This window comes from Humibacter antri, from assembly GCF_054777235.1.
The window spans coordinates 121,028-146,867 of sequence record NZ_BAAHAW010000042.1 but is presented as its reverse complement, the minus strand read 5'-3'; the positions used below and the strand labels follow the sequence as shown (position 1 = coordinate 146,867).

The following is a 25,840-nucleotide window of genomic DNA, read 5'->3' as shown; positions in this document are numbered from 1 at the left end:
CGTCGCTCGTACGGGGAACTCGAGCTCGTCGAGCGAGCGCAGCGAATCGAAATGCCCCTGGACGATCCGATGAGCGCCTCGCGTGCAGAGCAACTCGCACGGTCGATCGGCGACCGCATCGTCGCGGGGGAGATCGCGCCGGGCGAACGGCTGCCGAGCGAGGGAAAGCTCGTCGAGGAGTTCGGTGCCAGTCGCACGGTCGTACGCGAGGCGCTGCAGCGGCTGCAGTCCCGCGGCCTGGTGCGCACGCGCGTCGGCTCGGGCAGTTACGCACTCACTCCACCGGCGCCGGTCGCGGGCGACGACTGGTTGGCCGCCCGCGACGAGTCAGAGCGCGCCGAGCTGCACGCGTTCCGCATCGCGGTCGAGTCCGAGGCGGCGGCCCTTGCGGCCAGGCACGCCGAAGCCGGCGACCATGCGGCGATCGACGCCGCCCTGACGTCTCTGGCGCAGGAGGCGTTGCCGGCTCAGACCGTCGACGCCGACTTCGGGTTCCACCGCGCGGTCGCGGCGGCCTCCGGCAATCGCTACCTGCTGGCCACGCTCGACCGTCTCGGCGCCCGTGTGATCGTGCTGCCGCCCGCGCGCATCGCCGACACTCCGCGTGACGAAACGGATACCGCCGCCGTGCTCGCCGAGCACCAGGCGATCGCCACTGCCGTCCGACTCGGCGACCCGATCGCGGCGTCCGCCGCGATGCGGGCGCACCTGACGGCATCCGCAACCCGTCGCGCTGCCGCCGAAGGCCGCCCCCAGCACGTGACCGCAGCTCGAGAAGTCGAATGATGCGGCCATTCCATGTCGGTCAGCGCAATTTTCGACTTCTCGATGGCGGCGCAACTCCTCTCGGCCGGCGTTCGTCGGCACGGCCTCACCGCGGAAGCACGATGGATCGAGCGCACTGAACGGACGAACGCTGAGTCGCGCAGGCGTACCGTGTGGTCAGGAGGTGCGCATGAGCAGAATCGGGCAGGGGCACGCGTCGGAGCAACTCGACACCGTCGGGTTGAACCCGCTGTTCAGCAGGGCAGGCGAGGCGACGGAGTTTCCGCGCAACCGCATGCCGAAGTCGGAGTCGCTGCCCGAAACGGCATACCAGATCGTGCACGACGAGGCGATGCTCGACGGCAACGCCCGCCTCAACCTCGCGACGTTCGTCGGCACATGGATGGATGATGCGGCATCGCGTCTGTACCTCGAGTCGGCCGACAAGAACATGATCGACAAAGACGAGTACCCGCAGACCGCCGCGATCGAGCAGCGCTGCTGGCGGATGCTCGCCGACCTGTGGAACGCACCGGAGCCGTCGCGTGCGATCGGCACCTCCACGATCGGCTCGTCGGAGGCGTGCATGCTCGGCGGGCTGGCCCTCAAGCGACGCTGGCAGCACGCCAGGAAAGCGGCCGGAAAGCCCGCGGACAAGCCGAATCTCGTTCTCAGCTCGGCCGTGCAGGTGTACTGGGAGAAGTTCTGCAACTACTGGGATGTCGAACCGCGCTTCGTCCCCATCTCGCTGGATCACAAGACCATGGACGGCCACGATCTCGACGGTTACGTCGACGAGAACACGATCGGCGTGGTCGCGATCATGGGCGTCACGTACACCGGCATGTACGAGCCGGTGAAGCAGATCTCCGACGCGCTCGACGCTATCGAGGCGAAGACGGGGCTCGATGTCCCGATCCACGTCGACGGGGCATCCGGAGCCATGATCGCGCCGTTCCTGCAGCCGGAGATCGAGTGGGACTTCCGCCTGAAGCGGGTCGCGTCGATCAACACGTCGGGCCACAAGTACGGGCTCGTGTACCCGGGTTTGGGCTGGATCATCTGGCGCGAGGCGTCGCTGCTGCCGGACGACCTCGTCTTCAAGGTGTCGTACCTGGGCGGTGAGATGCCCACGTTCGCCCTCAACTTCTCGCGTCCAGGCGCCCAGGTGCTGCTGCAGTACTACAACTTCCTGCGGCTCGGATACGAGGGGTATCGCCGGGTGCAGCGGGCGTCACGCGACGTTGCGCTGTACCTGTCGGAGCAGATCTCGAAGCTCGAGCCGTTCGAGTTGTGGACCGATGGCTCAGACATCCCCGTCATGGCGTGGCAGCTGAAAGACGGCTACACCGACAAGTGGACGCTGTACGACCTCTCCCAGTCGCTTCGCACGAAGGGATGGCTCGTGCCGGCCTATCCGATGCCCGAGGCGCTCACCTCGCTCACCGTCGCCCGCGTCGTCGTGCGCAACGGGCTGTCGCGCGACCTCGCGGCCGGGCTGGTCGCCGACATCAAGACGCACCTGCACGAGCTGGATCGGCTGGATGCGCCAATGCCGGTCCGCAAGCGAGTGGCGTTCCACCACTGACCGGAGTTCGCCGACCCCGCGGGGCCGAACTCGTCGGATCCCACTGAGGTCGGCGTCCCGACCGGCTGTTCGCAACTCCTGCAATTCGACACCGCGTGGGCGGATCACCCGCACCATCGGACCTTCAGCCCGCGTACCGCCTTCGAACTGCAGGAGTTGCGGACGCGCACGTACTTGCATCCTGGATGTTCCACGCGTAATATTCCACAAGGAATAGTCAACGCGGGACAATCAGCACTTCGAAAGTCGGAAGGAGGATCGCGGATGTCGGCACTCACGCCCCTGGGGATCGCGATCCTCGGTCTTCTGCTCGAGCGACCCATGCATCCGTACGAGATGTTCCAGACTTTCATCGCCCGTTCCGAGGACCGCATCGTCAAGGTGCGGCCGGGCTCGCTCTACCACACGGTCGAGCGGCTCGAACGGGACGGCCTCATCAGGTCGACGGGCACCGAGCGGGAGGGCAATCGCCCGGAGCGCACGAGCTACGAGGTGACCGATGCCGGCCACGATCGCATGCTCGAGCGCATCACCGAAATGCTCGCGGACTGGAAGTACGAGTACCCCGAGTTCCCGCTGGCCATCGCAGAGGCGCACAACCTTCCGGCCGACACGGTGATCCGGCTGCTGCAGAAGCGTGTTCTCGCGCTGCGCGGCCAACTCGAGCTCGTCGGCCGGGCGGTCGACCAGGTCGAGGGCAAGAGCCTCGAACGCAAATACTGGCTCGAGGCCAGCTATCTGAGAACGCTGCTCGAGGCCGAGACCGCCTGGGTCGAAGGACTCATCATCGAACTGAAGAACGGAACCATCGACTGGTGACGGTCGATCCACGGATGCCTCGCGCGTCGAAATGACGGAGGTATCGGGCATGCTCGTGAGGCTTGGCGCTCGCGCCGCCCGCCTGCCGGCATCCACAAGCCTCCCGGTCGTTTCGGCCGGCAATCCAACCCACGAAGAACGGACCCTCATGGAAAAGCAGAGAAGTCCCTGGCCGGCGCTTTGGGCGCTCGTCATCGGATTCTTCATGATCCTGGTCGACACGACCATCGTGTCTGTGGCCAACCCGAAGATCATGGAAGGCCTGAACACCGACATCAACTCGGTCATCTGGGTGACCAGCGCATACCTGCTCGCATACGCGGTGCCGCTGCTCGTCACCGGCCGACTGGGCGACCGGTTCGGCCCCAAGAACATGTACCTGATCGGCCTCGTGCTGTTCACCGGTGCCTCGCTCTGGTGCGGCCTGTCCGGGTCGATCGAGCTGCTCATCGTCGCTCGCGTCGTGCAGGGCCTTGGCGCTGCGCTGATGACGCCGCAGACGATGGCCGTCATCACCCGCACCTTCCCCCCCAACAAGCGGGGCGCCGCGATGGCGCTGTGGGGCGCGACCTCCGGCGTCGCCATGCTCGTCGGCCCGTTGCTCGGCGGCGTGCTCGTCGACGGTCTCGGCTGGGAGTGGATCTTCTTCATCAACGTGCCGGTGGGGTCATCGGGTTCGTGGCGGCGATCATCCTGGTGCCGAAGCTGCCGACGCACCAGCATTCGTTCGACATCCTGGGCGTCGTGCTCAGCGCGGTCGGTCTCTTCCTCGTGGTGTTCGGCATCCAGGAGGGCGAGAAGTACAACTGGGGCACGATCACCGGACCGATCACGGTCTGGGGGATGATCATCGCAGGGCTCGTCGTGCTCGCCGGCTTCGTCGTGTGGCAGGCGGTGAACAAGGGCGAGCCGCTCATGCCGTTGAAGCTGTTCCGCGACCGCAACTTCTCGTTTGCGAACCTCGCGATCAGCACGGTCGGATTCACGGTGACGAGCATGTCCCTGCCGTTGATCTTCTTCGCTCAGCTCGTGCTCGGGTTCACTCCGACCGAGTCGGCGCTGTTGATGGTTCCGATGGCCCTGGTCGTCATTCCGCTCTCTCCCTTCGTCGGGCGCATGGCCGACCGTGTGCACCCACGGCTGCTGTCCTTCATCGGTTTGTTCGTGATGGCCGGCGGTCTCACCTGGTACGCCGCGTGGCTCGACCCGAACGTCGACCTCTGGCCCCGCCTGCTGATTCCGAGCTTGGTGCTCGGCGTCGCCAATGCGTTCATCTGGGCGCCACTGTCGGTGACGGCCACGCACAACCTCCCACCCGCTCAGGCCGGAGCCGGTGCCGGTGTCTACAACACGGTGCGCCAGATCGGCAGCGTGCTGGGCAGCGCCGCGATCGCTGCGCTGATCGAGGCGCGGCTGGCCGCGAACGGCATGCATTCCGGAGCGTCCGGCGCGCAGTTCAGCGGGTCGAAGCTGCCCTCGGTCGTGCAGCAGCCGTTCACGGATGCCATGGCGCAGTCGATGCTGCTCCCTGCAGCCGTCGCACTGCTCGGTGCCATCGTCGTGCTGTTCCTCGTGCGGCCCAAGGACACCGGTCAGTGGTCGGCCACGCAGGGCACCCCCGTGGTGAATCGGGCGCCCGAGCCTGTCGACAGCTGATCGGTCGCCGCCGGTCGAGCCTGCCCCGGGGGTTGAGCTTGTCGAAACCCGTTCGCTCGCACGGGTGGCGGTTTCGACAGGCTCAACCCGCGGCGGTTAGCTCAACCCGCGGCGGTTGGCTCAACCTGCGGCGGTTGACTCAACCCGCGTCACGTCGACAACCGGATGGCGTTCGCCCACGGATCCTCGAACGAGAGCGACTGCCCGTCGTCCCGTACCTGGATGCCATGGTGAGACATCCGCTCCGACACCGCGCCGAGATCGTCGTTCGAGGGCAGCACGATGTCGACGCGGCCGAGGCCCAGGGCGGGGGATCGTCGGCCGGCGCCCGCGCTGCGCCATGTGTTCATCGCCATGTGGTGGTGGTAACCGCCCGCGCTGACGAAGAGGGCGGATCCGTCGAACTCGGCAGTGGTCTCGAAGCCGAGGCGGTTCACGTAGAACTCCCGGGCGGATGCGACATCGCCGACAGAGAGATGCACGTGACCGACGCTGGCGCCGCCGATCGCCGGCTCGATCATGGCCTCCTCGGTGAGATTCTGCTGCAGGAACAGGTTCGGGTCGAGGAACAGCGTGTCCATCTCGATGCGGCCGTGCGTCCAGCTCCACTCGGTGCGGTCGCGGTCCCAGTACAACTCGACTCCGTTGCCTTCGGGGTCGTCGAAGTAGAAGGCCTGGCTCACCAGGTGGTCGGAGCTTCCGGTGAACGTGCGGGGAGCGTGCGTGGCGACGGAGTAGACGGCTGCGGCAAGGGCCGCGCGTGACTCGAACAGGATCGCCGTGTGGAACAGGCCGGCAGATCGGGGAGCGGCGTGGTGCAGCTCCCGGTTGTACTGCAGCACGATCACCGGGGTCGTCCCGCGCCCGAGCGTCACCTGCCCGCCGTCTGCCGACAGCACGCGTAGCGTGACGGCGTCCCGGTAGTAGGCGGTCATGGCGTCGAGATCGGCAACGAGCAGCGTGACGGCGCCCATCGCAGTGTCGTCCGCGAGGCGGTCGAGGTTGAGGTTGCTCGTCATGTCGTCTGCAACGCTCATGCGTTTGCATGTATTCCGGGGTTGGCCGACCGGCTGATGGCGAGTATGTTCGAGGCCATGCGCTTGGGGGGAAAGGTGCTGGCGGTGGCCGTCGTGTGCGCCGCGAGTGTGGGATTCGGGATGACGCAGGCATCCGCTGTGCCGCCGGGCACGATAGGGACCTTTCCGACGTGGGCCATGTCCGGCACGGCGAACGCGTTCACCGGCACGGCGACCTTCATCTCGCCCACGGATGCCGACGCGACCGTGACGACCGACTCCGTCTCGGTGAGCACGCCGACCGGCGAATCGGCGTTCCTCGGTGCGAACACCGCGTTCGGCCAGGAGTTCGGTTCAACGCGCAAGCAGCCCTACCTCACGCTGCGCCCCAGGAGCGGATCGCCGGCTCCCACGCCGCCGTCGACCACGACTCCGCCTCCCTCGACCACGACGGTCATGTTCGGCTCGCAGCCGGCGGCCGGCTGGGGCTTCGCGGTCGGCGACATCGATGCCGACTGGGTGTTCATCCAGCCGCTGGATGCCGCTGGGAACGTGCTGTCGACCAGTGATCTCGGCGAGCAGGGAACCGGCAACTACTGCCAGAACGCCGCACCGAAGCCGTCCGTGTGTGCGGGCGCCTCTGCACCGTACGACGTGCCGAACTGGGTGCCAGGACCGAACCCGGTGACCGTCACGTACGGCTCGACCACCATCGCGTACTCGCCGGGCACGCTCTATGGCAACGTCGCCGACACGGCCGGCGCCTACGCCTGGTTCCTGCCGTCGTCAGCTGTGCGCGGCATCCGCCTGCGCTACGGAGCGCTTTCGGGCAGCCCGAACTACCAGCTCTGGCTCGCACAGCCTGCGCCGACCGCGACGATCAGCGGAACGGTCGCCCTCGGCGGGGCGGATGCCTCCCAGCCCGTTCCTCCCGGGATCAGCGTCGAACTGCAGTCGTCGGACGGCACCCCGGTCGCCGGGATCGATGAGGCACCTGTCACCGTGCCGGTGCAGTCGGACGGAAGCTACCAGATCGTGACCGAGCAGCGAGACGCCTATCGGCTGGCCGTGGATCCCCCCGCCGGATTCGACGCGCCGGCCCCGATCACCGTCCCGGCGCTCGCGTCGGAGGTGACGGCACCGGCGATCGCGATGGTGCCGACGGCTACGACGCCCAGCGTCTCGCCGATCGCTTCGGCGACTCCGGCCGCCGAGCTGGCCGAGTCCGGCTCCGACGCTGTGAGTGCTGGCCTCGGTTCCGCGGGGGTCGTCGCGCTGGGCGCCGCGCTGATGGTGTTGGCCACGCGGCGCCGTCGGCTCAGCCGCTGATTGCGGCCCCGCCTCTGAGCGCAGCCCCGCCTCTGAGCGTGGGCGAGTCGCTCATCGAGGCCGAGTCTCTCATCGCCGCTCAGTATCCGGCAGCGGCTCAGCCGCTGTTGCATCAGGTCGCGGCTCAGCCGCTGATGCGCTCGAGCAGCTCGCGGTAACGGGCGGCGGTGCGCTTCACCACGTCGTCGGGCAGTTCCGGCGGGGTGCCGGTCTTGTCCCAGTTCGCGGTCAGCCAGTCGCGCACGATCTGCTTGTCGAAGCTCGCCATGCGCTCGCCAGGAGTGGCGCCGGTGCGCCACGCCTCGGCATCCCAGTACCTGCTCGAGTCGCTTGTGAGCACCTCGTCGGCGAGGGTCAGCTCGCCGGTCTCGGTGTCGGCCCCGAACTCGAACTTCGTGTCGGCGAGAATCAGCCCCCGCTCCTCGGCGATCGCGGATGCCCGTCGGTACACATCGAGGGAGGCGTCACGAAGTCGCGCCGCGGCATCCGCCCCGACCAACTCGACCGTGCGTTCGAAGCTGATGTTCTCGTCGTGCTCGCCCTGCGGAGCTTTGAAAGCGGGCGTGTAGATGGGCTCCGGGAGGCGGTCGCCGTTCTGCAGCCCGGCAGGCAGCGGAACTCCGCAGACGCTCTGCGACTGTTGGTACTCGGCCCAACCGCTGCCGGTGAGGTAGCCGCGAACGACGCACTCGACCGGGTACATCCGAAGCGGCTTCACCAGCATGGCGCGCCCGACGACCTCGCCGGGGATGCGCTCAACACCTTCGAGAGTGCGATCGGGCACGAGGTGGTTCGGCACGTCGTCGAGACGGTCGAACCACCACAGCGACAGCGTCGTCAGCAGCTCGCCCTTGCCGGGGATGCCCGGCTCGAGCACGAAGTCGAACGCGCTCACCCGGTCGCTCGCGACGACCAGCAGCACGTTCGCGGAGTCGACGGATGCCGCCCCTTGCGGAACGTAGAGATCGCGCACCTTGCCGGAATACGCGTGCGTCCAGCCGGGGAGGGTCGTCGTGCTTGAGGTCGTCGCAGTCACGGGTCAATGCTAAAGGCGTGCTGGGACAGGGGCAGCTGGAAACATGGACGCGTGATGCCGCTTTCGCCGACTCAAGCGACACTTCCGGCCCACCATTCGGCGAATGTCACGGCCGGAGGTCGCGATTGCGCACCGACATAGGGCAGAATTGTTCTGTCTCACAACAAAACATGAGGCAGAACGCAGCAAGGAGAGGCGACGTGGCCGAATCGGCAGGCACCAACTGGGCGGGCAACTACGCGTACCGGGCGAGCGGGGTGGTGCATCCGGCCTCCGTCGAGGCCGTGCGGCTGGCCGTTCGCGATGCTGCAGCCTCCGGAGGCCGTGTTCGCGCGCTCGGCACCAGGCACTGCTTCAACGACATCGCCGACACCACGGGCGACCTGATCGCGATGACGGCGCTCCCTCTGCGGTACGAGCTCGACGAGGCTGCGCGCACCGTGACGGTGTCGGGCGGCACCCGGTACGGCGACGTCGCCGAGCGGCTGGATGCCCGCGGCTGGGCGCTCCCGAACCTCGCCTCGCTGCCGCACATCTCGGTGGCCGGGGCGATCGCGACCGCGACGCACGGATCGGGCGACCGCAACCAGAACCTCGCTGCGGTCGTGCGCGGCATCGAGTTCGTCGACGGCACCGGGGAACTGCGGGTGCTGCGGCGTGGCGACGACGAGTTCGCGGGTGCTGTGGTCGGCCTCGGGGCGCTCGGCGTCGTGACCGCCGTCACGCTCGACGTCGTACCGACCTTCGAGGTTGCGCAGACCGTCTATGACGGCCTCGACTGGCCGATCGTTCTCGAGAATTTCGACGCCATCACGTCTGCTTCGTACAGCGTTAGCATGTTCACCGGCTGGAGCGGCGGCGTGGAGCAGGTGTGGCTCAAGCGCCTCGTCACCGACGGCTCGCCTGACGCGCCCGAGACCTTCTTCGGGGCCGCTCGCGCGACGGCGAAGCGGCATCCGCTTCCCGGTGTAGACGCCACCGCGTGCACCGATCAGTTCGGCGTGCCCGGCCCCTGGTATGACCGCCTGCCGCACTTCAAGCTGGCGTTCACGCCGTCGAACGGCGAGGAGATCCAGAGCGAGTATCTCGTGCCGCGAGAGCAGGCGGTCGACGCGCTGAAGGCGCTGCTTCCCCTCGCCGAGCGCATCACGCCGCTGCTGCAGGTGACGGAGCTGCGCACCGTCGCCGCCGACGACCTGTGGCTCAGCACCGCATACGAGCGCGACGTGCTGGGCATCCACTTCACCTGGAAACGCGATCAGGCCGGGGTCGAGGCCGTACTTCCTGCGGTCGAGGATGCGCTGTTCCCACTGGGAGCGCGGCCGCACTGGGGCAAGCTGTTCCTCGACACGCATGGCGTGGTGCCGTCGCAGTATGCACGATTCGACGACTTCCGCGCCCTCGCGGTGAAGTACGACCCCCACGGCGTCTTCCGCAACGCCTACCTCGACCGCCTGCTGGGGTGAGGCGGGCGAGCCGCGGCCCGGTGCCCCGGGCGTGCCGCGGCTCGGTGCCCGGGCGAGTCGGGGCCCGAACCCCGGGCGACGCGCGATGCCGTCGACCGGTGACCTAGTGCGGGTGCGGCATTCCGTGGTGGTTCGTCGCGATCGTGCTCGTTCGTCGCTACGGTGGTGGCTCGTCGATTCCGTGCTCGTTCGCCCGTAGCGTGGTGGCCGGCCGGGCATGTGCGTGCTGAGCGAGCGCATGCGACGGGGTTGCCGGGATGGATGACGTGGAGGAGCGGAGCGGGTGACCGGGCGAGAGCGGAACGATGTGGCGGCTTCGGACGAAGCGGCCATCGCGCACGTGCTCGGCGCACTCGCTGGTGCTGCAGCGCGCCTCACCGCCGCCGGTGCGCGAGTCGAGGCTCTCGCTGAGTATCTGCCGTCGTCGCGTGTGCTGCTCGTGCCGCGGCCCGAGCGGTTGCGCCCGCTCGGAACGGTCTGGCGGCTCGGGGTGCTGCTGCTCATGGCCGAAGCGGCGGATGATGCGCAACGCTCGGCGCAGTCGGCCGGAAGCACAGCGGTCGGCACGCCGCCGTACCCGCCCGCGCTCTTCGCGACCGGATCGATCACTCGCGCCCACGAACCGGGGCGCACGACCTTCATCGCCGCATCCGCCGAACGGCGCCGGCAGCTGCGCGTCGCGGCTTTCCGCGGTCGCTATCGGCCGGGCACGAGTGTCAACTTCGATGCGCCGCGCATCCCGCTCGATGCGAGCCTGGTCGGGGCATCCGGTCCGCTGACGGTGCGTGAGGGCGCTGCACTCGTGCGATGGAGCGGCGACCCGGATGCCCTCACCGCCTTCGATGCGTACCTCGCCGAACGCGTCGCGCTGCTGGTCGAACCGCCGATCGGTGCCTGAGTGCTTCCGTCGGTCAGCTCGCACCCCCTGTGACTCTGACCGCACGACGATGCTCTGCCGGCACGACGGTGACTCCGGCCCGAACGGGGCTCCCTCGACGCGTCGTCGCAGCGACAGTCAGTGCGCTGCCGGCGCCACGGCCGAGGCGATGTCGGTGCGGTATTGGCCGCCCTCGAGAGCGAGCTTTCCGATCGCCTCGTAGGCGCGGTCGCGCGCCTCGTCGAAGGTGGATCCGAGCGCCACGACGGTGAGCACCCGACCGCCGGATGCCACGAGTGTCTCGGTGGACCAGCTCGAGGTGGCATCCGTCGCGATCGCGGCGATGTCGGTCGCAGCGTGCAGGAGCTGCACTTCGGGAACAGCGGATGCCGCATCCATGCCGAGGATCGCCCGCCCGGTCACCGGCGCCTCCGGGTAGCCCTCGCTCGCCAGCACCACGCCGACCGCGACATCCAGTGCGAACTCCGGGCGCGGAACCCCGCCGAGTTCGCCCGTCGCCGCCGCGAACAGCAGCCCGGAGAGCGGCGTGAGGAGCCGAGGCAGCACGACCTGGGTCTCGGGGTCTCCGAAGCGCGCGTTGAACTCGATGACGCGAGGACCGGCATCCGTCACGATCAGGCCGCAGTAGAGAAGCCCGATGAACGGCGTCTGCTCCTGCGCCATCGCGCGAACCGTCGGCAGGGCGATCGTGTCGATCACCTCATCGACGAAGTTCTCCTCGAGCCAGGGCACCGGCGAGTATGCGCCCATCCCGCCCGTGTTCGGACCGTCGTCGCCGTCGAGCAGTCGTTTGTAGTCCTGGGCCGGCGAGAGCGGGAGCACGTGCTCGCCATCGCTGAGCAGGAACAACGAAACCTCACGACCGGCCAGGAACTCCTCGACGAGAACGGTTCCGTGCTCCAGCCACTGTTCGGCGTGCGCGATGGCCGCCTGTCGGTCTTCCGTGACGAGCACGCCCTTTCCGGCCGCCAGGCCGTTCGCCTTCACGACGTATGGCGCGCCGAACCGGTCGATCGTCGCGCGGGCCTCCTCGATGGTGCCTGCGACCTCGGCCCTGCCGGTGGGCACACCCGCGGTTTCCATGATGCGCTTGGCGAACGCCTTCGAGCCCTCGAGCTTCGCGGCCGCCTTGCTCGGTCCGAACACCGGGATGCCGCGCTGTCGCACCGCGTCGCTCACGCCGGCGACGAGCGGTGCCTCCGGACCCACCACGACGAGCTCGATACCGTGCGCCTCGGCGTATGCGGCGACCGCGACGCCGTCGTTCGGGTCGATTCCGATCGTGCGCACGTCGTCTGCGATGCCCGCGTTGCCGGGGGCCGCTGTGATGTCGTGGTCGGCATCCTCGGCCAGCAATGCGCGGATGATGGCGTGCTCGCGCGCGCCCGAGCCCAGTACGAGAATCCTCACGCTGCCCATGGTATTGGCCATCGGGGCGCGAGCCGAGGGAGCGTGCTCGTACGGCCGAGCCGATTGAGCGGATCCGGCGATGCAGGGGTGATAGCGGCGGCGCGGCGGTGATGGAGGCGGCGCAGCGGCGATAAAGGCTACGCAGGAGCGATAGAGGCGGCGCAGGAGCGCGTGGCGGGTCGAGGGTCGCAGTGCCACCGGACGTCGGACGTGCAGGGCGAGTGTCGGACGTGCAGGGCAGCGCGGGCGCCGGACGCGCAGGGCGGGCGTCGGACGCGCAGGGCAGTATGGACGTGTGGCACGGGCACGCATCGGCGAAGCAGACGGCATGGCGGCGGTGACGGAGGCGCTTCGGGCATCCGCCACGCGCGACGCGACAGCGACAGCCGTTCGGTATCTGTTGCAGGCACTCGCCGACAAGGTTCCGGGCAATTCCGTCGAGGTGCGCGTGCCGCCGTTCGGGGCAGTGCAGTGCGTCGAGGGTCCCCGGCACACGCGCGGAACACCGCCGAATGTGGTCGAGATGGATGCCGCCACCTGGCTCGCGCTCGCCACCGGGCGTTCCTCGTGGGCTGCGGCACAGACATCCGGTGCGGTTCACGCCTCCGGCACCCGCGCCACTCTCGAGCTCTACCTGCCGGTCTACCGCCCGCACTGATCGACCGCCGGCGCTGATCGACCGCCGGCACTGATACGCCGCCACCGGTGGCCTGGCACCACCGGTGGCCTGGCACCACCACTGGCCTGGCACCACCATTGACCTGCACCGTCATCGGGCGGCATCGCCGTTCACAGCGACCGTGCGCCGGCATACGCGACAATGGGTGCGTGCACGACCAGCCCCACGAAAGCGAATCGACGACGCCGACCGCCCACGACCCGTCGGCCGAGACGCATCAGAGCGCCGTCTCGGCCGAGACACCGCTCGAGGCCAACGAGAGTACCGCGATCGCGTCGGAGCACCAGGTGCGCGTGCGCCGCACACCGCGCTACGGGCGGTTCATGGTGCTCGGCGCCGCGGTATTCGCCGTGGCGTCGTTCATCGCCACGTACTCGATTCCGCAGGGCGAGGGATACGACCGCAACACGGTCTTCGGGTTCATGCTGCTGGCATCCATCGCCGTCGGCGTCGGGCTGGGCGCGATCGCCGCGATCGTCGCCTCCGCCGCCACGAAGCATACGGAGCGCACCGTGCTGGCCGACCGCATCGACGTGCAAAAGGAGCCGGCAGACGAGGGTGACGACCAGCAGACGCTGGACCTCGGTGAGCTTCCGGCCGAACGCGAGGACGGCGACGGCGCAGACCGCAAGGCGGACTGACCCTCACGGGGCTGCCGACGGAAGTTTCCTCAGGGGGTTCCCGACGGAAGTTCATGGCCCAAACCGTCGTTTCGCCTAGGAGAAGCGACGGATTGGGCCATGAAGTCGGGCGGCATCGGGGCCGTTGCCCACGCGCTCAGCCGGAAGCGATCGCGGCTTCGCCGCTCCAAGGCATGGTGCGAAGGTCTCAACCGCCGCAGACCTCCCTCACCCCGCCGCGTGCCCCGAAGCGCCGAACCGCTCAATCGTCAATACCAGCCGGTGGACTGTGAGTGCCCCCACGCGTTGCAGGGGTTGCCATACGTGCCGGAGATGTAGCCGAGACCCCACGCGATCTGGGTGGAGGCATTGGTCTGCCAGTCCGAGCCGGCGCTGGCCATCTTGGAGCCGGGAAGCGCTTGCGGGATGCCGTATGCGCCGCTCGAGCTCTGCGCGGTCGTCGACCAGCCCGACTCGCGGTTCCACAGACTGACGAGGCACTGGAACTGATCGTTCCCCCAGCCGTACCGGCTGGCCATCATCGACTGGGCGATCGCCTGCGCCGAGCCAGGCGAGACGGACACGGCCACCGACGACGATGACGACGAGTACTGCGTCGCCTGCGCTTGCGCGGCCGCCTTCGCGTCGGCAGCGGCCTTCGCTTCGGCGGCGGCCTTCGCTTCGGCGGCCGCCTTGGCTGCCGCCTCCGCTTTCGCCTGGGCGACAGCTGCCTGGGCGATCTTGCTGCCGGCATCGTTGCCTGCAGCGCTCGCCCACGCCATCTCGACGGCCGAGTTGGCCGCATTCGTCAGCTTGGTCAGCACTTCGGGGTCGGACGAGTAGTTGCTCTCGAGCCCGTCGATGGCCGCGTTCAACTGAGTGAGGTCCGCCTTGCCGTTCACCTGCGTTGCCGTGCGCTTGGCGCTGGCCAGCGAATCGAACGAGAGTCGTGCGGCCAGGCTGGTCGTCTGCACGGTCTCCGCGTGCGATGCGGTCGAGGAGAGCTCGGCTGCGTGGGCGGCCAGCGGCGAGGCGATCGCTGCGACAGCGAGCACCGCGGCCGCGGTGGCGCGCAGCGGGCGTCGGTGCCGGCCTGCGGCGGTGAGCCCGGAGAGGGTGAGAGCAGAGAGGGAGTTCCGGATGCTGTCGGGTGCGATGCGCTGGAGAAAGGTCACGTGGTTCCGTTGCTCGGGGCTGCCCCGCGTGGTCCACCTGAGTTTCGCGCGCACGCTCACTGAGGCAACGGGGCGGTACGGCATCCTTCCCGATACCGACCCGTGCGGGTTGGACGCCCGAACGCACGGGCTCAACTCTGTGGCCGCGGGTCTGGGCGGTGGCCTGCAGACGGCATCCGTGGGGGGTAACGCTATCCCGGGGGTAGCACTGGGCCGACGAGGTACGACGGAGGGGGTTGGATGCCGCCGTCAGACGACCCGCGCCACGATACGCAGGTGCTCTGGACCGGTTGTGCACAGGTCATCCAAAAACCCTGGGAGCGATTTCGCAGCGGAATTCCGCTGATTTCGCACGTCAAATCACAGATCGAGGCCGGGCGCAACTCGAGAGCGGCCCCAACCTGAGAGCGCGAGCCGTGGCCCGCATGCGCTCAGCTGAGCTGCGTGCGCTCCACCCACTCGAGGTACTCGGGCGTGACCGTTCCGGTGATGTAGTCGCCCGTGAAGCAGCTCATCTCGAGATCGGTGACGATGTCCTGACCCTCGAGGATGGCATCCTCCATGTCGCGCACCTCTTGATAGATGAGGCTGTCGGCGCCGAGTTCGAGCGCGATCTCGGGAATCTTGCGCCCGGCGGCGATGAGTTCCTGGCGGCTCGGCATGTTGATGCCGTAGACGTGCGGATACCGCACCGGAGGGGCCGCCGAGGTGAACGTGACCTGGTTCGCACCGGCCGCGCGCGCCATGTCCACGATCTGCTTCGAAGTCGTGCCGCGCACGATCGAGTCATCGACGATGAGCACGTTCTTGCCCTTGAACTCGCTCGACATCGCGTTGAGCTTCTGGCGCACGCTGCGCTTGCGCTCGGCCTGCCCCGGCATGATGAAGGTGCGGCCGACGTAGCGGTTCTTGTAGAAGCCCTCGCGGTACTCGATGCCGAGTTTCTGCGCCACCTGAGACGCCGCAGGTCGCGAAGAATCCGGAATCGGCATGACGACGTCGATGTCGCCGAGCGGCGCATACCTGGCGATCGTGTCGGCCAGCCGGTTTCCCAGTCGCAGCCGCGCCTCGTACACCGAGATGCCGTTCATCACGGAGTCCGGCCGTGCCAGGTACACGTACTCGAACGAGCACGGGATCAGCACGGGGTTCTTCGCGCATTGCCGCGAATACAACTCGCCTGAGAGCGTGATGAAGACGGCCTCGCCGGGTGCGACATCCCGAACCACCTCATAGCCGAGCGCCTCGAGCACCACCGACTCCGACGCGACGATCCACTCGTCGCCCACGAGCCCCGCGGGCTTGCGGCCGAGGATGAGCGGACGGATGCCGAACGGGTCGCGGAACGCCAGGAGTCCCTGTCCTGCGATCATCGCGATCGCGGCGTAGGCGCCCTCGACGCGTTCGTGCACCTGCTCGACGGCGTTGAAAACCTGGTCGGGGTCGAATTCCAGGCCACCGACCTGGCCCTGCAGCTCAGTGGCCAGCACGTTCAGCAGCAGTTCGGTGTCGCTCGTCGAGTTCACGTGCCGACGGTCGATGTGGAAGAGATCGTTCGCCAGTTCGCGCGTGTTCGTGAGGTTGCCATTGTGCACGAGGATGATGCCGTACGGCGCGTTCACATAGAACGGCTGAGCCTCCTGCTCGTTGGCTGCATCGCCCTTGGTCGTGTAACGCGCATGACCGAGCCCCATGGTGCCCAGCAGCGAGCGCATGTCGCGGGTGCGGAACGCCTCGCGCACCTGCCCGCGCGCCTTGTGGATATGGAACGTGCTCCCCTCCGCCGTGGCGATCCCGGTGGAGTCCTGCCCGCGATGCTGCAGAAGGAGGAGGCTGTCGTAGACCAGTTGGTTGACCGGCTCGGTAGAGACGATGCCGACGATGCCGCACATGCTGGAAGGGTGCTCCTGAGGGTGGGGACGCGCCCGCGAACTCGGGCGTGTTCAGTCTCTCATTTGAGCGGCTGGGCATCCGCTGGCCGCAAGCACGCCAGCAAGCCCCGAGGAGCGGCAAGCCCGGAAAGCAGGAAGCCAGGAGAGTAGCAAGCCCCAAGAGCGGCAAGCCCCAAGAGCGGCAAGCCCGAGGAGCGGCAGCCCGGAAGAGCAGCACGATGAGCGCCGTCAGTGCGTTCCGAGCAGGTCGGCAGGCAGCAACGCCGTCAACCGCTCCGGATCCGCAAGCACCTCGATCTCGACGATGACGCCGTCGACGACCGTGAACGCCATCACGGAGATCGGCCCGTGCGGGCCCACGATCGCGACGCCCGCGGCGCCGTTGATCCAGGCATCCTTGCGGTACGGCGCCAGCGACGTGAACATCATCGCCTGGCTCGCGATGGCACGAGGCCCCCGGATGATCGTGCTCGCGGACGCCCGCAGCTCGCCGCCGTCCGATCGCAGCACGACCTGCGGATGCAAGACCTTCAGAAGCGCGTCGAAGTCGCCATCGCGCGCCGCGGCGAAGAACGCGTCGACGGCGGCTCGCTGTCGTCGACGGTCGGGATCGGGGTTGGGCGCGCTGCGCACCTTCGCCCTTGCGCGGCTCGCCAGCTGCCGGGCGGAAGCCGGCGTGGTCTCGAGGATCTGCGCGATGTCGTCGAACGGCACCGCGAACGTGTCGTGCAGCACGAAGGCGAGCCGTTCGTCGGGCTTCAGCGCGTGCAGCACGATGAGCATGGCGAGTCCGACAGACTCGCTCGACGCCGCGGCGGCCTCCGGGGACGAGTGCACGGATGCGTCGGAGACGATCGCGGAGTCGGGAACGCGAATGCCGTCGGACGCGCCGATGGCGGCATCCAGCGAGAGGGCATCGTGCGTACGTCGCGACCGAAGCATCATGAGGCACACGCGACCGGCGACGGTGGTGAGCCAGGCATCGAGGTTGCGCACGTCGGTGACATTCGCCCGGGCGGCGGTCAGCCAGGTCTCCTGCACGGCGTCGTCGGAGTCGCTGAACGAGCCGAGCATGCGGTAGGCCAGCGAGCGCAGTCGCGGCTGAAGCGCGGCGAAGGCGTGCTCGAGCTCGGTGGTTGCGGTCATCTGTCACATTCTGTCCGCTTCGCGCATCGAAGGGGTGTACGCGTTCTTCGCGGCGGGCGCACGGCTCGTCGCACGACGAAAGGCAGCTCATGACCGCATCCACCCCCGATACCGCAGACAGCTCGGACAGCGACCGCCCCAGCAGGATCGTGCTCGTCACCGGCGGCGCCGGGACGCTCGGCGCGCTCGTCGTCGACCGCCTGCGAGAACGCGGCCACGCCGTGCGGGTCGTCAGCCGGCGAGGCTCGGGACCGCGGGCAGACGTCGAGTACGTCTCCGGTGATCTGGAGACAGGCGAGGGTGTCGCGGATGCCGTCGCCGGCGTGGATGTCGTCGTGCACTGCGCCGGCTCGCAGAAGGGAGACGGTGACAAGGCGCGGCAACTGGTAGGGGCAGCGCGACGGGCAGGCATTCGCCACCTCGTCTACATCTCCGTCGCCGGCGCTGACCGGATACCGGTGCACTCCAAGACGGACCACGCCATGTTCGAGTACTTCGCGCAGAAGCGCGAGGGCGAGCTCGTCATCGAGCGGTCGGGCATCCCGTTCACGACCCTGCGCGCGACGCAGTTCTTCACGCTCGTGCACCAGGTCGCCCAGTCGGCGGCGAAGCTTCCGATCGTGCCGTTGCCGAAGCGGATGCACGTGCAACCGGTCGCCGCAGAGGAAGTCGCGGATCGATTGGTCGCGCTTGCCGAAGGGGAACCCGCCGGCTATGTTCCGGAGTTCGGTGGCCCGCGGGTGTACGCCACCCACGAGCTGATCCGCGCCTACCTGCGGTCGGCCGGTCGCCGGCGCTGGATCGTGTCGGTCGGCCTGCCAGGAAAGGCGGCGAAGGCGGTGTTGCACGGTGCGATCGTGTCGACCGGTGAGGAGCGCGGAACGGCTACGTGGGAGGAGTACCTGCGTGCCCGAGTGCTGGAGCGTGCGGCCGGCTGATTCCCGGCCGTCGTCTCCCTCCACATCGCAATCTCTGGCTCGCTCTCCACAGTGCGGCAGGCTTCGCCGCGTGCGATCCGCCCCTCGTCGTACTGTCGCTGGTGTGCCCGGGGCTCGACGGGCAGAATGGGATGGTGTTCGTGTCCGCTGACGTGATCGGGATGATCATCGCCTTGTTCGCCTTCGCCGTGTCGGTGCTGGGCGGCGTCGGGGGCATGCTCGCTCGCCAGACGAAGCAGCTCGATGCCCGGTTCGACAAGGTTGATGCTCGATTCGACAAGGTTGATGCCCGGTTCGACAAGGTGGATGCCCGGTTCGAGAAGGTCGAAGCAGAGATCGCGGATGTCAGACGCGAGGTAGTCGGCGTGAAGGACGAACTCGTCGAGGTCAAAGTGGCGATCGCTCGCCTCGAGGGCCCGCGACTGCACCTACAGCGGATCTGACACTTCACCGGATCTGGCGCTTCACGGATCTGGCGCTTCACGGATCTGGCGGTTCACCGGAACCGGTCCTTCACGGATCTGGCGCGAACCGGTCCTTCACTGGAGCGGGAGCCGGACCCTTGTTCGGTTCTCGACTGCTCGTCCGCGACTGCTCAGCCGCGACTGCTCAGGCCTCGATCGGAGCCCGCCAGCAACGTGCCGTCACACCGACCTCGTTCCATGCGTTGATCGACACGATGAGTGCCAGCAGAGCCGACACCTCTTTCTCCGAGAAGACCGACAGCGCCTGAGCGACGACCCCGTCGGGAACGTGGGTCTCGGAGACGCGCGTGACGGCATCCGTCAGTGCGAACGCGGCCCGCTCGCGCGCGGTGAAGAAGTGCGCCTCATCCCAGACGGCGACGGCGGCGATGCGCTGGAACGACTCGCCTGCCTCGCGTGCGTCGCGGGAGTGCATGTCGACGCAGTACGAGCAACCGTTCAGCTGCGACGCTCGCAGCTTCACGAGGTGCCGCAGCCCGGTGGGGATGCCTGCGGCGTCGAGCTCGACGACCGCCGCGTGGTCGAGGTGTGCGAGCGCGCGCGAGAATGCGGGAGCCAGCTCGTCGAAGTCGAAACGCACAGCGGGAAGGACGATCTCGTCGGTGGAGTCGTTCGCGCCGGCGGGAGTGATGGTCTCGGTATCGGTCATGTCTTCACCGTACGACGCAATTGGCGCGCTGATACAGTCCATTCTCATGACGGTGTCTTGGGCCAATACGCTCTCAGATGCACCCGCGGACGCGTCCGCCACCCGCTCATCCGCCGTGGGCCTCGACCTGCACCTGGCGGTCGATCCGCGTCGCAAGACGGACTCGCTCGAGGCCGCGATGCGGGAGATGATCCGCGATGGACGCCTCGCCTCTGGCACACGGATGCCCGCCACACGCAGTCTCGCCCGAGACCTCGGAATCGCTCGCAATAGCGTCGTCGAGGTGTACGGCCGACTCGTGGGCGAGGGATGGCTCGAGGCGCGTACCGGCGCCGGAACGTGGGTGGCGCGCGCGACCGGTGCGACCACCGGCGGTGCGCCGACGCCAGGCCGTGTCGGAACGGCTCCCGCGACGCCTGCAGGCGCGGGGGATGCCCGTCGCGCGGGTGCAGGGCGTGCCGATACGGGCGGCCGGGCCGGTGTCGCGTCCGGCGCGGGCCCCCGGTTCGACCTGCGCGCCGGCATCCCTGATACCTCCACCTTTCCGCGAGTCGAATGGGCTTCTGCGATGCGCCGCGCTGTCGGCGCGGCGCCGGTCTCCGCATTCGGCTACGGCGACCCGGCAGGCCTCGAGCCCCTTCGCCACGCGCTCGCGATCTACCTAGGACGCGCACGGGGTGTTGTGGCAGACCCGGCGACGGTGCACGTGACACACGGAGCAGGGCACGCGGTGCGGCTCGTCGGGCGTGCGCTCGTGACACGCGGAGCGCGTCGCATCGCCGTGGAGGAGTACGGGCACCAGCCGCACCGCGACATCCTGGCCGCACTCGGTCTGCAGACCGTGCCGCTGCCCGTCGACGACTTCGGAGCAGAGGTCGAGCGGCTCGATGCGCTGCATGCGGATGCCGTGCTGCTCACTCCTGCGCATCAGTTTCCGACCGGCGTCGCGCTGAGCCCCGCGCGCCGGACAGCTGTCGTGCAGTGGGCTGAGCGCACAGGTGGCGTCGTGATCGAGGACGACTACGACGGCGAATTCCGCTTCGATCGGCGCGCGGTCGGGGCGCTCCAGTCGCTCTCGCCCGATCGGGTCGTCTACGTCGGCACCGCGAGCAAGGCGCTCGGCCCCGGCGTCGGCCTCGGCTGGTGCGTGCTCCCTGATGCGCTGATCGAGGCAGTCGCCGAGGAGCGTCGCCTCGACGGCGCCAAACCAGGGGCTCTCATTCAACTCGCGCTCGCCGAATTCCTCGACAGGGGCGAGTACGACAGCGTCGTGCGCGGTGCGCGCGCACGCTACCGTCGGCGTCGGCAGTACCTGGAGCAGGTCGTCGCCGAACGGATGCCCGCAGCCGACATCACAGGCATGCCCGCGGGCCTGCACTGCCTGCTCGAGCTGCCCGACGGCATCCGGGAGTCGGGGGTGACTCGGCGTGCGGATGCCGTCGGCCTGGCGCTTGCCGGGCTGCAGACCTATCGCGTGCCCGCCGCCGACCGTCATGACCGAGGCGCACCCGCCGCAGGGGACGCCGAACGCCGCCCTCCCGCGATGGTCGTCGGTTTCGGCGCTCCGCCGCCGCACCTGTTCGAGCAGGCGGTGGAGGCTGCGCTCGCGGCCGTCGCGGCGGCTCGCCCCTGACGGACCAGCACGGTTCTCCCGCAGCGGCTCGCCCCCGCCAACCGTGCGCTCGTCCGGAGAATCGGGCTCTGTGGCGGCCTGTCGCTGCCGTCCGGCGGCGTGTCGAGCGGATCTCCGCAGGAGCGCACATCCGGCGTGAGCAAGGCTCAAAGCCCGTGCACGCCTAGTCTTGGAGTGTGACCGAGAACTCCACCAGCACCTACCGCGAAGCCGGTGTCGACACCGCCGCCGGCGACCTCGCGGTCGAGCTCATGAAGTCCGCTGTCGCGAAGACGCACGGACCGGAGGTGCTGGGCGGCGTCGGCGGTTTCGCCGGCTTGTTCGATGCATCCGTCCTGCGCGGCTATCGACGTCCCCTGCTGGCCACCTCCACCGACGGCGTCGGTACCAAGGTGGCCATCGCGCAGGCGCTCGACAAGCACGACACCATCGGGCAGGACCTGGTGGGCATGGTGGTCGACGACATCGTGGTGGTGGGCGCGCGACCCCTGTTCATGACCGACTACATCGCCTGCGGCAGGGTCGTTCCCGAGCGAATCGCCGACATCGTGCGCGGCATCGCCGCCGCCTGCTCCGAGACGCGTACAGCACTCGTCGGCGGCGAGACCGCCGAGCATCCTGGCCTACTCGGGCCGGATGACTACGACGTGGCGGGCGCCGCGACGGGCGTCGTGGAGGCGGATGCCTTCCTCGGCCCGGAGAAGGTGCGGAACGGCGACGTGGTCCTCGCTCTCGGCAGCTCGGGGCTCCACTCGAATGGCTACTCGCTGGTGAGGCACATCCTCGCGAAGCGCGACATCGCCTTCACCGACCGGCTCGATGACTTCGGCGGAGTCGTCGGTGAGGTGCTGCTCGAGCCGACGCGGCTGTACACCGCGCCGTTGCTGCGCGTGCTCGCCTCGCCGGGCGGCGCGTCGGTGCACGCACTCTCGCACGTGACGGGCGGCGGCATCGCAGCGAACCTGGCGCGTGTTCTGCCTCGTGGGTCGTGGGCAGACGTGGACCGCTCGACGTGGTCTCCTTCGCCGGTGTTCCGGGTGTTGAGCGAGCTCGCAGGCACGACCCTGCAGAGCGCCGAAGGCACCTGGAACCTGGGCGTCGGCTTCTTCGCGGTCGTCGAAGCGGATGCCGCGCCGGCGGTCGTCTCGACCCTCGCGGTAGACGGCATCCCGGCCTGGCAGGTCGGGGTGGTGTCCACCGCCGAACGCGACCTCACCGGCTACGAACAGGGCGCGAAGGGTGTCGACGGCGGCGCGGTGCGTCTTGTGGGCGAGTTCGCGAGCTGAGCGCTCTGCGCACGACGCCGCGCCGAGGGTGCTGAGCACCCGTCCCTCTCGATGATGCAGATGCCTGAGCGAAGCGCGATCATGGCGACATGAGTGAGAACTCCGCCGCAGGATCCGCCAAGGCGTACACGGTCGTGCAGCTGACCATCGCGTTCGCCTCGCTCGAGGAGGTTCAGGCTCGGGAGCCGGGGCTGCTCGCCGAACACCTGGAATCGTCGGAGCGCTTGCACGAGGCCGGCGACCTGCTGATGGCCGGTGCCTTCCTCGAACCGGCCGAGCATCTGGAGACCATGGTTGTGCTCCGCTCTCCGGATGCAGCACGCCGCTTCGTCGATGGCGACCCGTTCGTGCGTGCCGGCTATGCGCTCGATGTACGTACACGTGCCTGGGCGAACATGTTCGCGCCTCGCTGAGAGCGTCGCTGTCCGCTCCTGTCGCTGAACGGCCCGGCCTGGCAGACTCCTGTCTCGTGCATGCGACATTCGATGCTCTCGTTGCGGAGGGCGAGGCTGTGCCCACCGAGGGGTGGGACTTCTCGTGGTTCGATGGACGCGCCACGGAAGAACGACCGAGCTGGGGTTACGCGAGGCGGGCATCCGTTCGCGCGAGCGCCGCGGCGAGCGTGCTCGATGTGCAGACGGGTGGTGGCGAGGTGTTCGCCGAGATTCTCCGCCGGGCGCATCCGAGGCCATCGCGCGTTTCGGCGACCGAGGGATGGCCGCCCAACGTGCCGCTGGCACGGAACGTCCTCGCACCGTTCGGCGGCACGGTGACGCCGTCGGACGAGGATGCCCCGCTGCCGTCGCCCGACGAGAGCTTCTCGCTCGTCGTTAGCAGGCATCCGGTGCCGGGGCGGGAGAATCTCGCGGAGGTGCGGCGCGTGCTCGAGCCCGGCGGCACTTACCTGTCTCAGCAGATCGGCGAACGGTCCAACGTGGAGTTGTACGAGTTCTTGCTCGGCGCGCAGCCGGTGGACCCGGTGCCGCGCCTGGAGAAGCTGCGCGCGCAGACCGTCGACGCGGGACTCGACGTGGTCGAGTTGCTTCAGGAGCGCACACGCATCGAGTTCTGCGACGTGGCCGCCGTGGTGCATTTCTTACGCAAGGTGATCTGGACGGTCCCCGGCTTCACCGTGGAGAAGTACCGGGACCGTCTGCACGACATCCACGACATCATCCAGTGCGACGGCGCGTTCGTGTGCCACAGCAGCCGCATCCTGCTCGACGCGCGTCGGCCCGCGTAGTGCGTGGTGCGTGGTGCGTGGCGCGAGCTCCGGGAGCTCCCCGGCCGTCGGCCGCGTCGAGACTAGCGCTGTGCGCCGACAGTGGGTGCCACTCGGCGCACAGCCGTAGTCTCATCGGCCGGAGGCGCGTGGGCCACTGCTCCCTGCCGCCTCTCCGAACGCCAGTGTGCGGCGCGTCGAGCCACCGGCGCGGGGCGCCGAGCTCGACCGGCGGTGAGGTGTGACAAATGTCACGGGCTTGACGTGATGCACGGCCGAGGCACAAGCATCCGCGAGCCGGTTCTATGGGGAGCGTGAACACAACACCAGACACTGTGCCCCCGGCCATTCGGCTGACGGGCCTGCGCAAGACGTTCGGGTCCATCACCGCGGTCGACGGAATCGACCTCACGATCCAGCAGGGCGAGGTAGTCGCCTTGCTCGGGCCGAACGGCGCGGGCAAGTCGACCACCATCGACCTCGCGCTCGGCCTCGCCTCTCCCAATGCCGGCGCCGCGGCGCTCTTCGACGGCGACCCTCGTGCGGCCATCGCAGCCGGACGCGTCGGCGCGATGCTGCAGGGCGGCGCGCTGCTGCCCGATCTGACCGTGTCGCAGGCCGTGCGGCTGATCGCGGCCGCGCATCGGCATCCGATGTCCGTCGCCGAAGCGCTCGAGCGGGCCAAGTGCACCGAGATCGCCAAGCAGAAGGTGAGCAAGCTCTCGGGCGGCCAGATGCAGCGGGCCCGGTTCGCGGTCGCGATCGTCTCCAACCCCGACCTCATGTTCCTCGATGAGCCGACGGCCGCGATGGACGTCGAGGCACGCCGCATGTTCTGGCAGTCGATGCGCGAGTTCACGGATGCCGGCCGCACGGTCGTCTTCGCCACGCATTACCTCGACGAGGCGGATGCCTACGCCGACCGCATCGTGATGATGGCCGGCGGGCGCGTGGTCGCCGACGGCACGCCCGGCGAGGTCAAGGCGGTGGTGGGGGGCCGGCGCATCCGGGCATCCTTCGACTTCGACTGGACGCCTGCGGTCGAGGCAGAGCTGTACGAACTGCCCGGCGTGCGCAGCGTCGAGCGCCGCGCCGACGTGCTGACGCTGGTGAGCGACGACTCTGACGCCGCCCTGCGCACCCTGCTCTCGAACCACCACGACGTGCACGACATCGAGGTGACGGCGCACTCCATGGACGACGCGTTCCTCGCGCTGACCGCCGCCGATGCGGCGCAGCCGCCGGTTGAGCCTGTCGAAACCGGTCGGGCGAGATCGGGTCTCGATCCTTCGGCACGCTCAGAACAGGCCATGCACAATCCGCGGTCATCGGAGACTTCCGCAGCGGGCGAATCCCGCGACACCACTTTGATCGGAGACCGCTCATGAGCATCGCGTACCTCGGACTCGAGTCCGCCCGCCAGCTGAAGAATGTGCGCTCGCTGGTCTTCACGTTCGCCGTTCCGCTCGTGATGATGCTGCTGTTCGGCGGCATCTACGGCTCGAAGGGCGCGTTCGACCCCGTCACAGGGCTTCCCTGGATCGCCGTCACCACCGTGCAGATGGCGGGCTACGGCGGCATGATGGCTGCGCTCGGCCAGGCGTTCACGATCGTGACCGAACGGAACGTCGGCTGGAACCGGCAGCTGCGCATCACCGCGCTCAACGGCATGGGCTACATGATCTCCAAGGTCGCGGCGGCACTCCTGGTCGCCCTGGTCAGCATCATCGCGCTCATCGTCATCTCGGTCTGCGTCTTCCACACGACGCTGACGTTCGGCGCCTGGTCGATGGCCGCGCTCGGACTCTGGCTCGGCGTCATCCCGTTCGCGTTCATCTCGGTGCTGATCGGCCAGTTCGCGAAGCCGACCTACGCGCAGCCGCTGTTCATGGTGATCTTCCTCGGCATGGCCATCCTGGGCGGCCTGTGGGTTCCGCTGTCGGTGCTGCCGTCCTGGATGACGAACATCGCGCAGGTCGTTCCCTCGTACTGGCTGAACCGTCTCGGTCAGATGGGGGCTCACCTCTCCGGCGACGTGCTCGAGCCGATTCTGGTGCTGCTCGGCTGGACTCTCGTGCTCGGCGCCCTCATCGTCTGGCGTTACCGGCGCGACGCGGCACGGCAGTGACCGC

The 25,840-nt window shown here is 68.5% G+C and carries 23 protein-coding genes and 1 pseudogene; 17 read left to right on the top strand and 7 right to left on the bottom strand.

Translation table 11 applies throughout. From position 1 onward, the window contains the following. Nucleotides 1-51 precede the first annotated feature (51 nt). The 4 genes and pseudogenes from ACYVDK_RS16120 (at nt 52) to ACYVDK_RS16105 (ending at nt 4,828) form a co-directional block, all read left to right on the top strand. Nucleotides 52-786 (top strand): FadR/GntR family transcriptional regulator, encoded by a 735-nt coding sequence (locus ACYVDK_RS16120; RefSeq protein WP_460523593.1) that lies wholly within the window; start codon nt 52-54, stop codon nt 784-786. 169 nt (nt 787-955) lie between these two features. Beyond that, entirely contained in the window at nt 956-2,353 is a 1,398-nt protein-coding gene (locus tag ACYVDK_RS16115; RefSeq protein ID WP_460523591.1) for a PLP-dependent aminotransferase family protein, read from the top strand. A gap of 264 nt (nt 2,354-2,617) precedes the next feature. Continuing rightward, nucleotides 2,618-3,172 (top strand): PadR family transcriptional regulator, encoded by a 555-nt coding sequence (locus ACYVDK_RS16110; protein ID WP_460523589.1) that lies wholly within the window; start codon nt 2,618-2,620, stop codon nt 3,170-3,172. Between the two features lie 148 nt (nt 3,173-3,320). Next, nucleotides 3,321-4,828 (top strand): annotated as a pseudogene (locus tag ACYVDK_RS16105) (DHA2 family efflux MFS transporter permease subunit). 149 nt (nt 4,829-4,977) lie between these two features. Here the strand turns inward: ACYVDK_RS16105 and ACYVDK_RS16100 are convergent. Beyond that, entirely contained in the window at nt 4,978-5,865 is an 888-nt protein-coding gene (locus ACYVDK_RS16100; RefSeq protein ID WP_460523587.1) for a VOC family protein, read from the bottom strand. 57 nt (nt 5,866-5,922) lie between these two features. Here ACYVDK_RS16100 and ACYVDK_RS16095 point away from each other — a divergent pair, with 57 nt between their 5' ends. Then, nucleotides 5,923-7,173 (top strand): hypothetical protein, encoded by a 1,251-nt coding sequence (locus ACYVDK_RS16095; RefSeq protein WP_460523585.1) that lies wholly within the window; start codon nt 5,923-5,925, stop codon nt 7,171-7,173. 124 nt (nt 7,174-7,297) lie between these two features. On the opposite strand, the gene ACYVDK_RS16090 is transcribed toward ACYVDK_RS16095, so the two are convergent. Further along, the gene (locus ACYVDK_RS16090; protein ID WP_460523583.1) at nt 7,298-8,209 is read right to left on the bottom strand and encodes a phosphoribosylaminoimidazolesuccinocarboxamide synthase; all 912 of its coding nucleotides are present in this window, start codon (nt 8,207-8,209) and stop codon (nt 7,298-7,300) included. Nucleotides 8,210-8,409: 200 nt separating this feature from the next. On the opposite strand from ACYVDK_RS16090, the gene ACYVDK_RS16085 reads away from it, so the two are divergent. Further along, complete coding sequence (locus ACYVDK_RS16085) at nt 8,410-9,675, top strand: FAD-binding oxidoreductase (RefSeq protein WP_460523581.1); 1,266 nt, start codon at nt 8,410-8,412, stop codon at nt 9,673-9,675. Between the two features lie 283 nt (nt 9,676-9,958). Further along, nucleotides 9,959-10,573: a hypothetical protein gene (locus tag ACYVDK_RS16080; protein WP_460523579.1), complete on the top strand. Its 615-nt coding sequence runs from the start codon at nt 9,959-9,961 to the stop codon at nt 10,571-10,573. 117 nt (nt 10,574-10,690) lie between these two features. Here ACYVDK_RS16080 and purD read toward each other — a convergent pair whose 3' ends face one another. Further along, nucleotides 10,691-11,983: a phosphoribosylamine--glycine ligase gene (gene purD / locus ACYVDK_RS16075; protein WP_460523577.1), complete on the bottom strand. Its 1,293-nt coding sequence runs from the start codon at nt 11,981-11,983 to the stop codon at nt 10,691-10,693. Nucleotides 11,984-12,278: 295 nt separating this feature from the next. On the opposite strand from purD, the gene ACYVDK_RS16070 reads away from it, so the two are divergent. Continuing rightward, complete coding sequence (locus ACYVDK_RS16070; protein ID WP_460523575.1) at nt 12,279-12,641, top strand: sterol carrier family protein; 363 nt, start codon at nt 12,279-12,281, stop codon at nt 12,639-12,641. 170 nt (nt 12,642-12,811) lie between these two features. After that, nucleotides 12,812-13,303, top strand: a complete 492-nt coding sequence (locus ACYVDK_RS16065) for a hypothetical protein (RefSeq protein ID WP_460523573.1) — start codon at nt 12,812-12,814, stop codon at nt 13,301-13,303. Between the two features lie 248 nt (nt 13,304-13,551). On the opposite strand, the gene ACYVDK_RS16060 is transcribed toward ACYVDK_RS16065, so the two are convergent. The 3 genes from ACYVDK_RS16060 to ACYVDK_RS16050 all read right to left on the bottom strand — a co-directional run bounded on the left by ACYVDK_RS16060 (nt 13,552) and on the right by ACYVDK_RS16050 (nt 17,495). Next, a complete protein-coding gene (locus ACYVDK_RS16060; RefSeq protein ID WP_460523571.1) occupies nt 13,552-14,457 on the bottom strand; it encodes an aggregation-promoting factor C-terminal-like domain-containing protein in 906 nt (301 codons plus the stop codon). Nucleotides 14,458-14,888: 431 nt separating this feature from the next. Further along, nucleotides 14,889-16,349 carry an amidophosphoribosyltransferase gene (gene purF / locus ACYVDK_RS16055; RefSeq protein WP_460523569.1) on the bottom strand — a complete coding sequence of 487 codons (1,461 nt, stop codon included), beginning with the start codon at nt 16,347-16,349 and terminating at the stop codon, nt 14,889-14,891. 228 nt (nt 16,350-16,577) lie between these two features. Continuing rightward, on the bottom strand, nt 16,578-17,495 hold the full coding sequence (locus tag ACYVDK_RS16050; protein ID WP_460523567.1) for a sigma-70 family RNA polymerase sigma factor family protein: 918 nt from the start codon (nt 17,493-17,495) through the stop codon (nt 16,578-16,580). Nucleotides 17,496-17,584: 89 nt separating this feature from the next. Between ACYVDK_RS16050 and ACYVDK_RS16045 the strand changes: the two genes are divergently transcribed. Further along, nucleotides 17,585-18,433, top strand: coding sequence for an SDR family oxidoreductase (locus ACYVDK_RS16045; protein WP_460523565.1), 849 nt, complete (start codon nt 17,585-17,587; stop codon nt 18,431-18,433). A gap of 140 nt (nt 18,434-18,573) precedes the next feature. Beyond that, nucleotides 18,574-18,876 carry a response regulator gene (locus tag ACYVDK_RS16040; protein WP_460523563.1) on the top strand — a complete coding sequence of 101 codons (303 nt, stop codon included), beginning with the start codon at nt 18,574-18,576 and terminating at the stop codon, nt 18,874-18,876. 166 nt (nt 18,877-19,042) lie between these two features. Here ACYVDK_RS16040 and ACYVDK_RS16035 read toward each other — a convergent pair whose 3' ends face one another. Then, the gene (locus ACYVDK_RS16035; RefSeq protein WP_460523561.1) at nt 19,043-19,567 is read right to left on the bottom strand and encodes a carboxymuconolactone decarboxylase family protein; all 525 of its coding nucleotides are present in this window, start codon (nt 19,565-19,567) and stop codon (nt 19,043-19,045) included. A 52-nt stretch (nt 19,568-19,619) separates the two neighbouring features. Here ACYVDK_RS16035 and pdxR point away from each other — a divergent pair, with 52 nt between their 5' ends. From pdxR to ACYVDK_RS16005, 6 genes are all read left to right on the top strand, one after another. After that, entirely contained in the window at nt 19,620-21,200 is a 1,581-nt protein-coding gene (pdxR, locus tag ACYVDK_RS16030; protein WP_460523559.1) for a MocR-like pyridoxine biosynthesis transcription factor PdxR, read from the top strand. A 176-nt stretch (nt 21,201-21,376) separates the two neighbouring features. Continuing rightward, nucleotides 21,377-22,486, top strand: coding sequence for a phosphoribosylformylglycinamidine cyclo-ligase (purM, locus tag ACYVDK_RS16025; protein WP_460523557.1), 1,110 nt, complete (start codon nt 21,377-21,379; stop codon nt 22,484-22,486). 89 nt (nt 22,487-22,575) lie between these two features. Further along, entirely contained in the window at nt 22,576-22,899 is a 324-nt protein-coding gene (locus tag ACYVDK_RS16020) for a YciI family protein (protein ID WP_460523554.1), read from the top strand. Between the two features lie 56 nt (nt 22,900-22,955). Continuing rightward, nucleotides 22,956-23,729, top strand: coding sequence for a class I SAM-dependent methyltransferase (locus ACYVDK_RS16015; RefSeq protein WP_460523552.1), 774 nt, complete (start codon nt 22,956-22,958; stop codon nt 23,727-23,729). A 293-nt stretch (nt 23,730-24,022) separates the two neighbouring features. Next, on the top strand, nt 24,023-25,096 hold the full coding sequence (locus ACYVDK_RS16010) for an ABC transporter ATP-binding protein (RefSeq protein ID WP_460523550.1): 1,074 nt from the start codon (nt 24,023-24,025) through the stop codon (nt 25,094-25,096). Next, nucleotides 25,093-25,836, top strand: coding sequence for an ABC transporter permease (locus ACYVDK_RS16005; protein WP_460523548.1), 744 nt, complete (start codon nt 25,093-25,095; stop codon nt 25,834-25,836). The genes ACYVDK_RS16010 and ACYVDK_RS16005 overlap by 4 nt, the downstream gene beginning before the upstream one ends. Nucleotides 25,837-25,840: the final 4 nt, after the last annotated feature.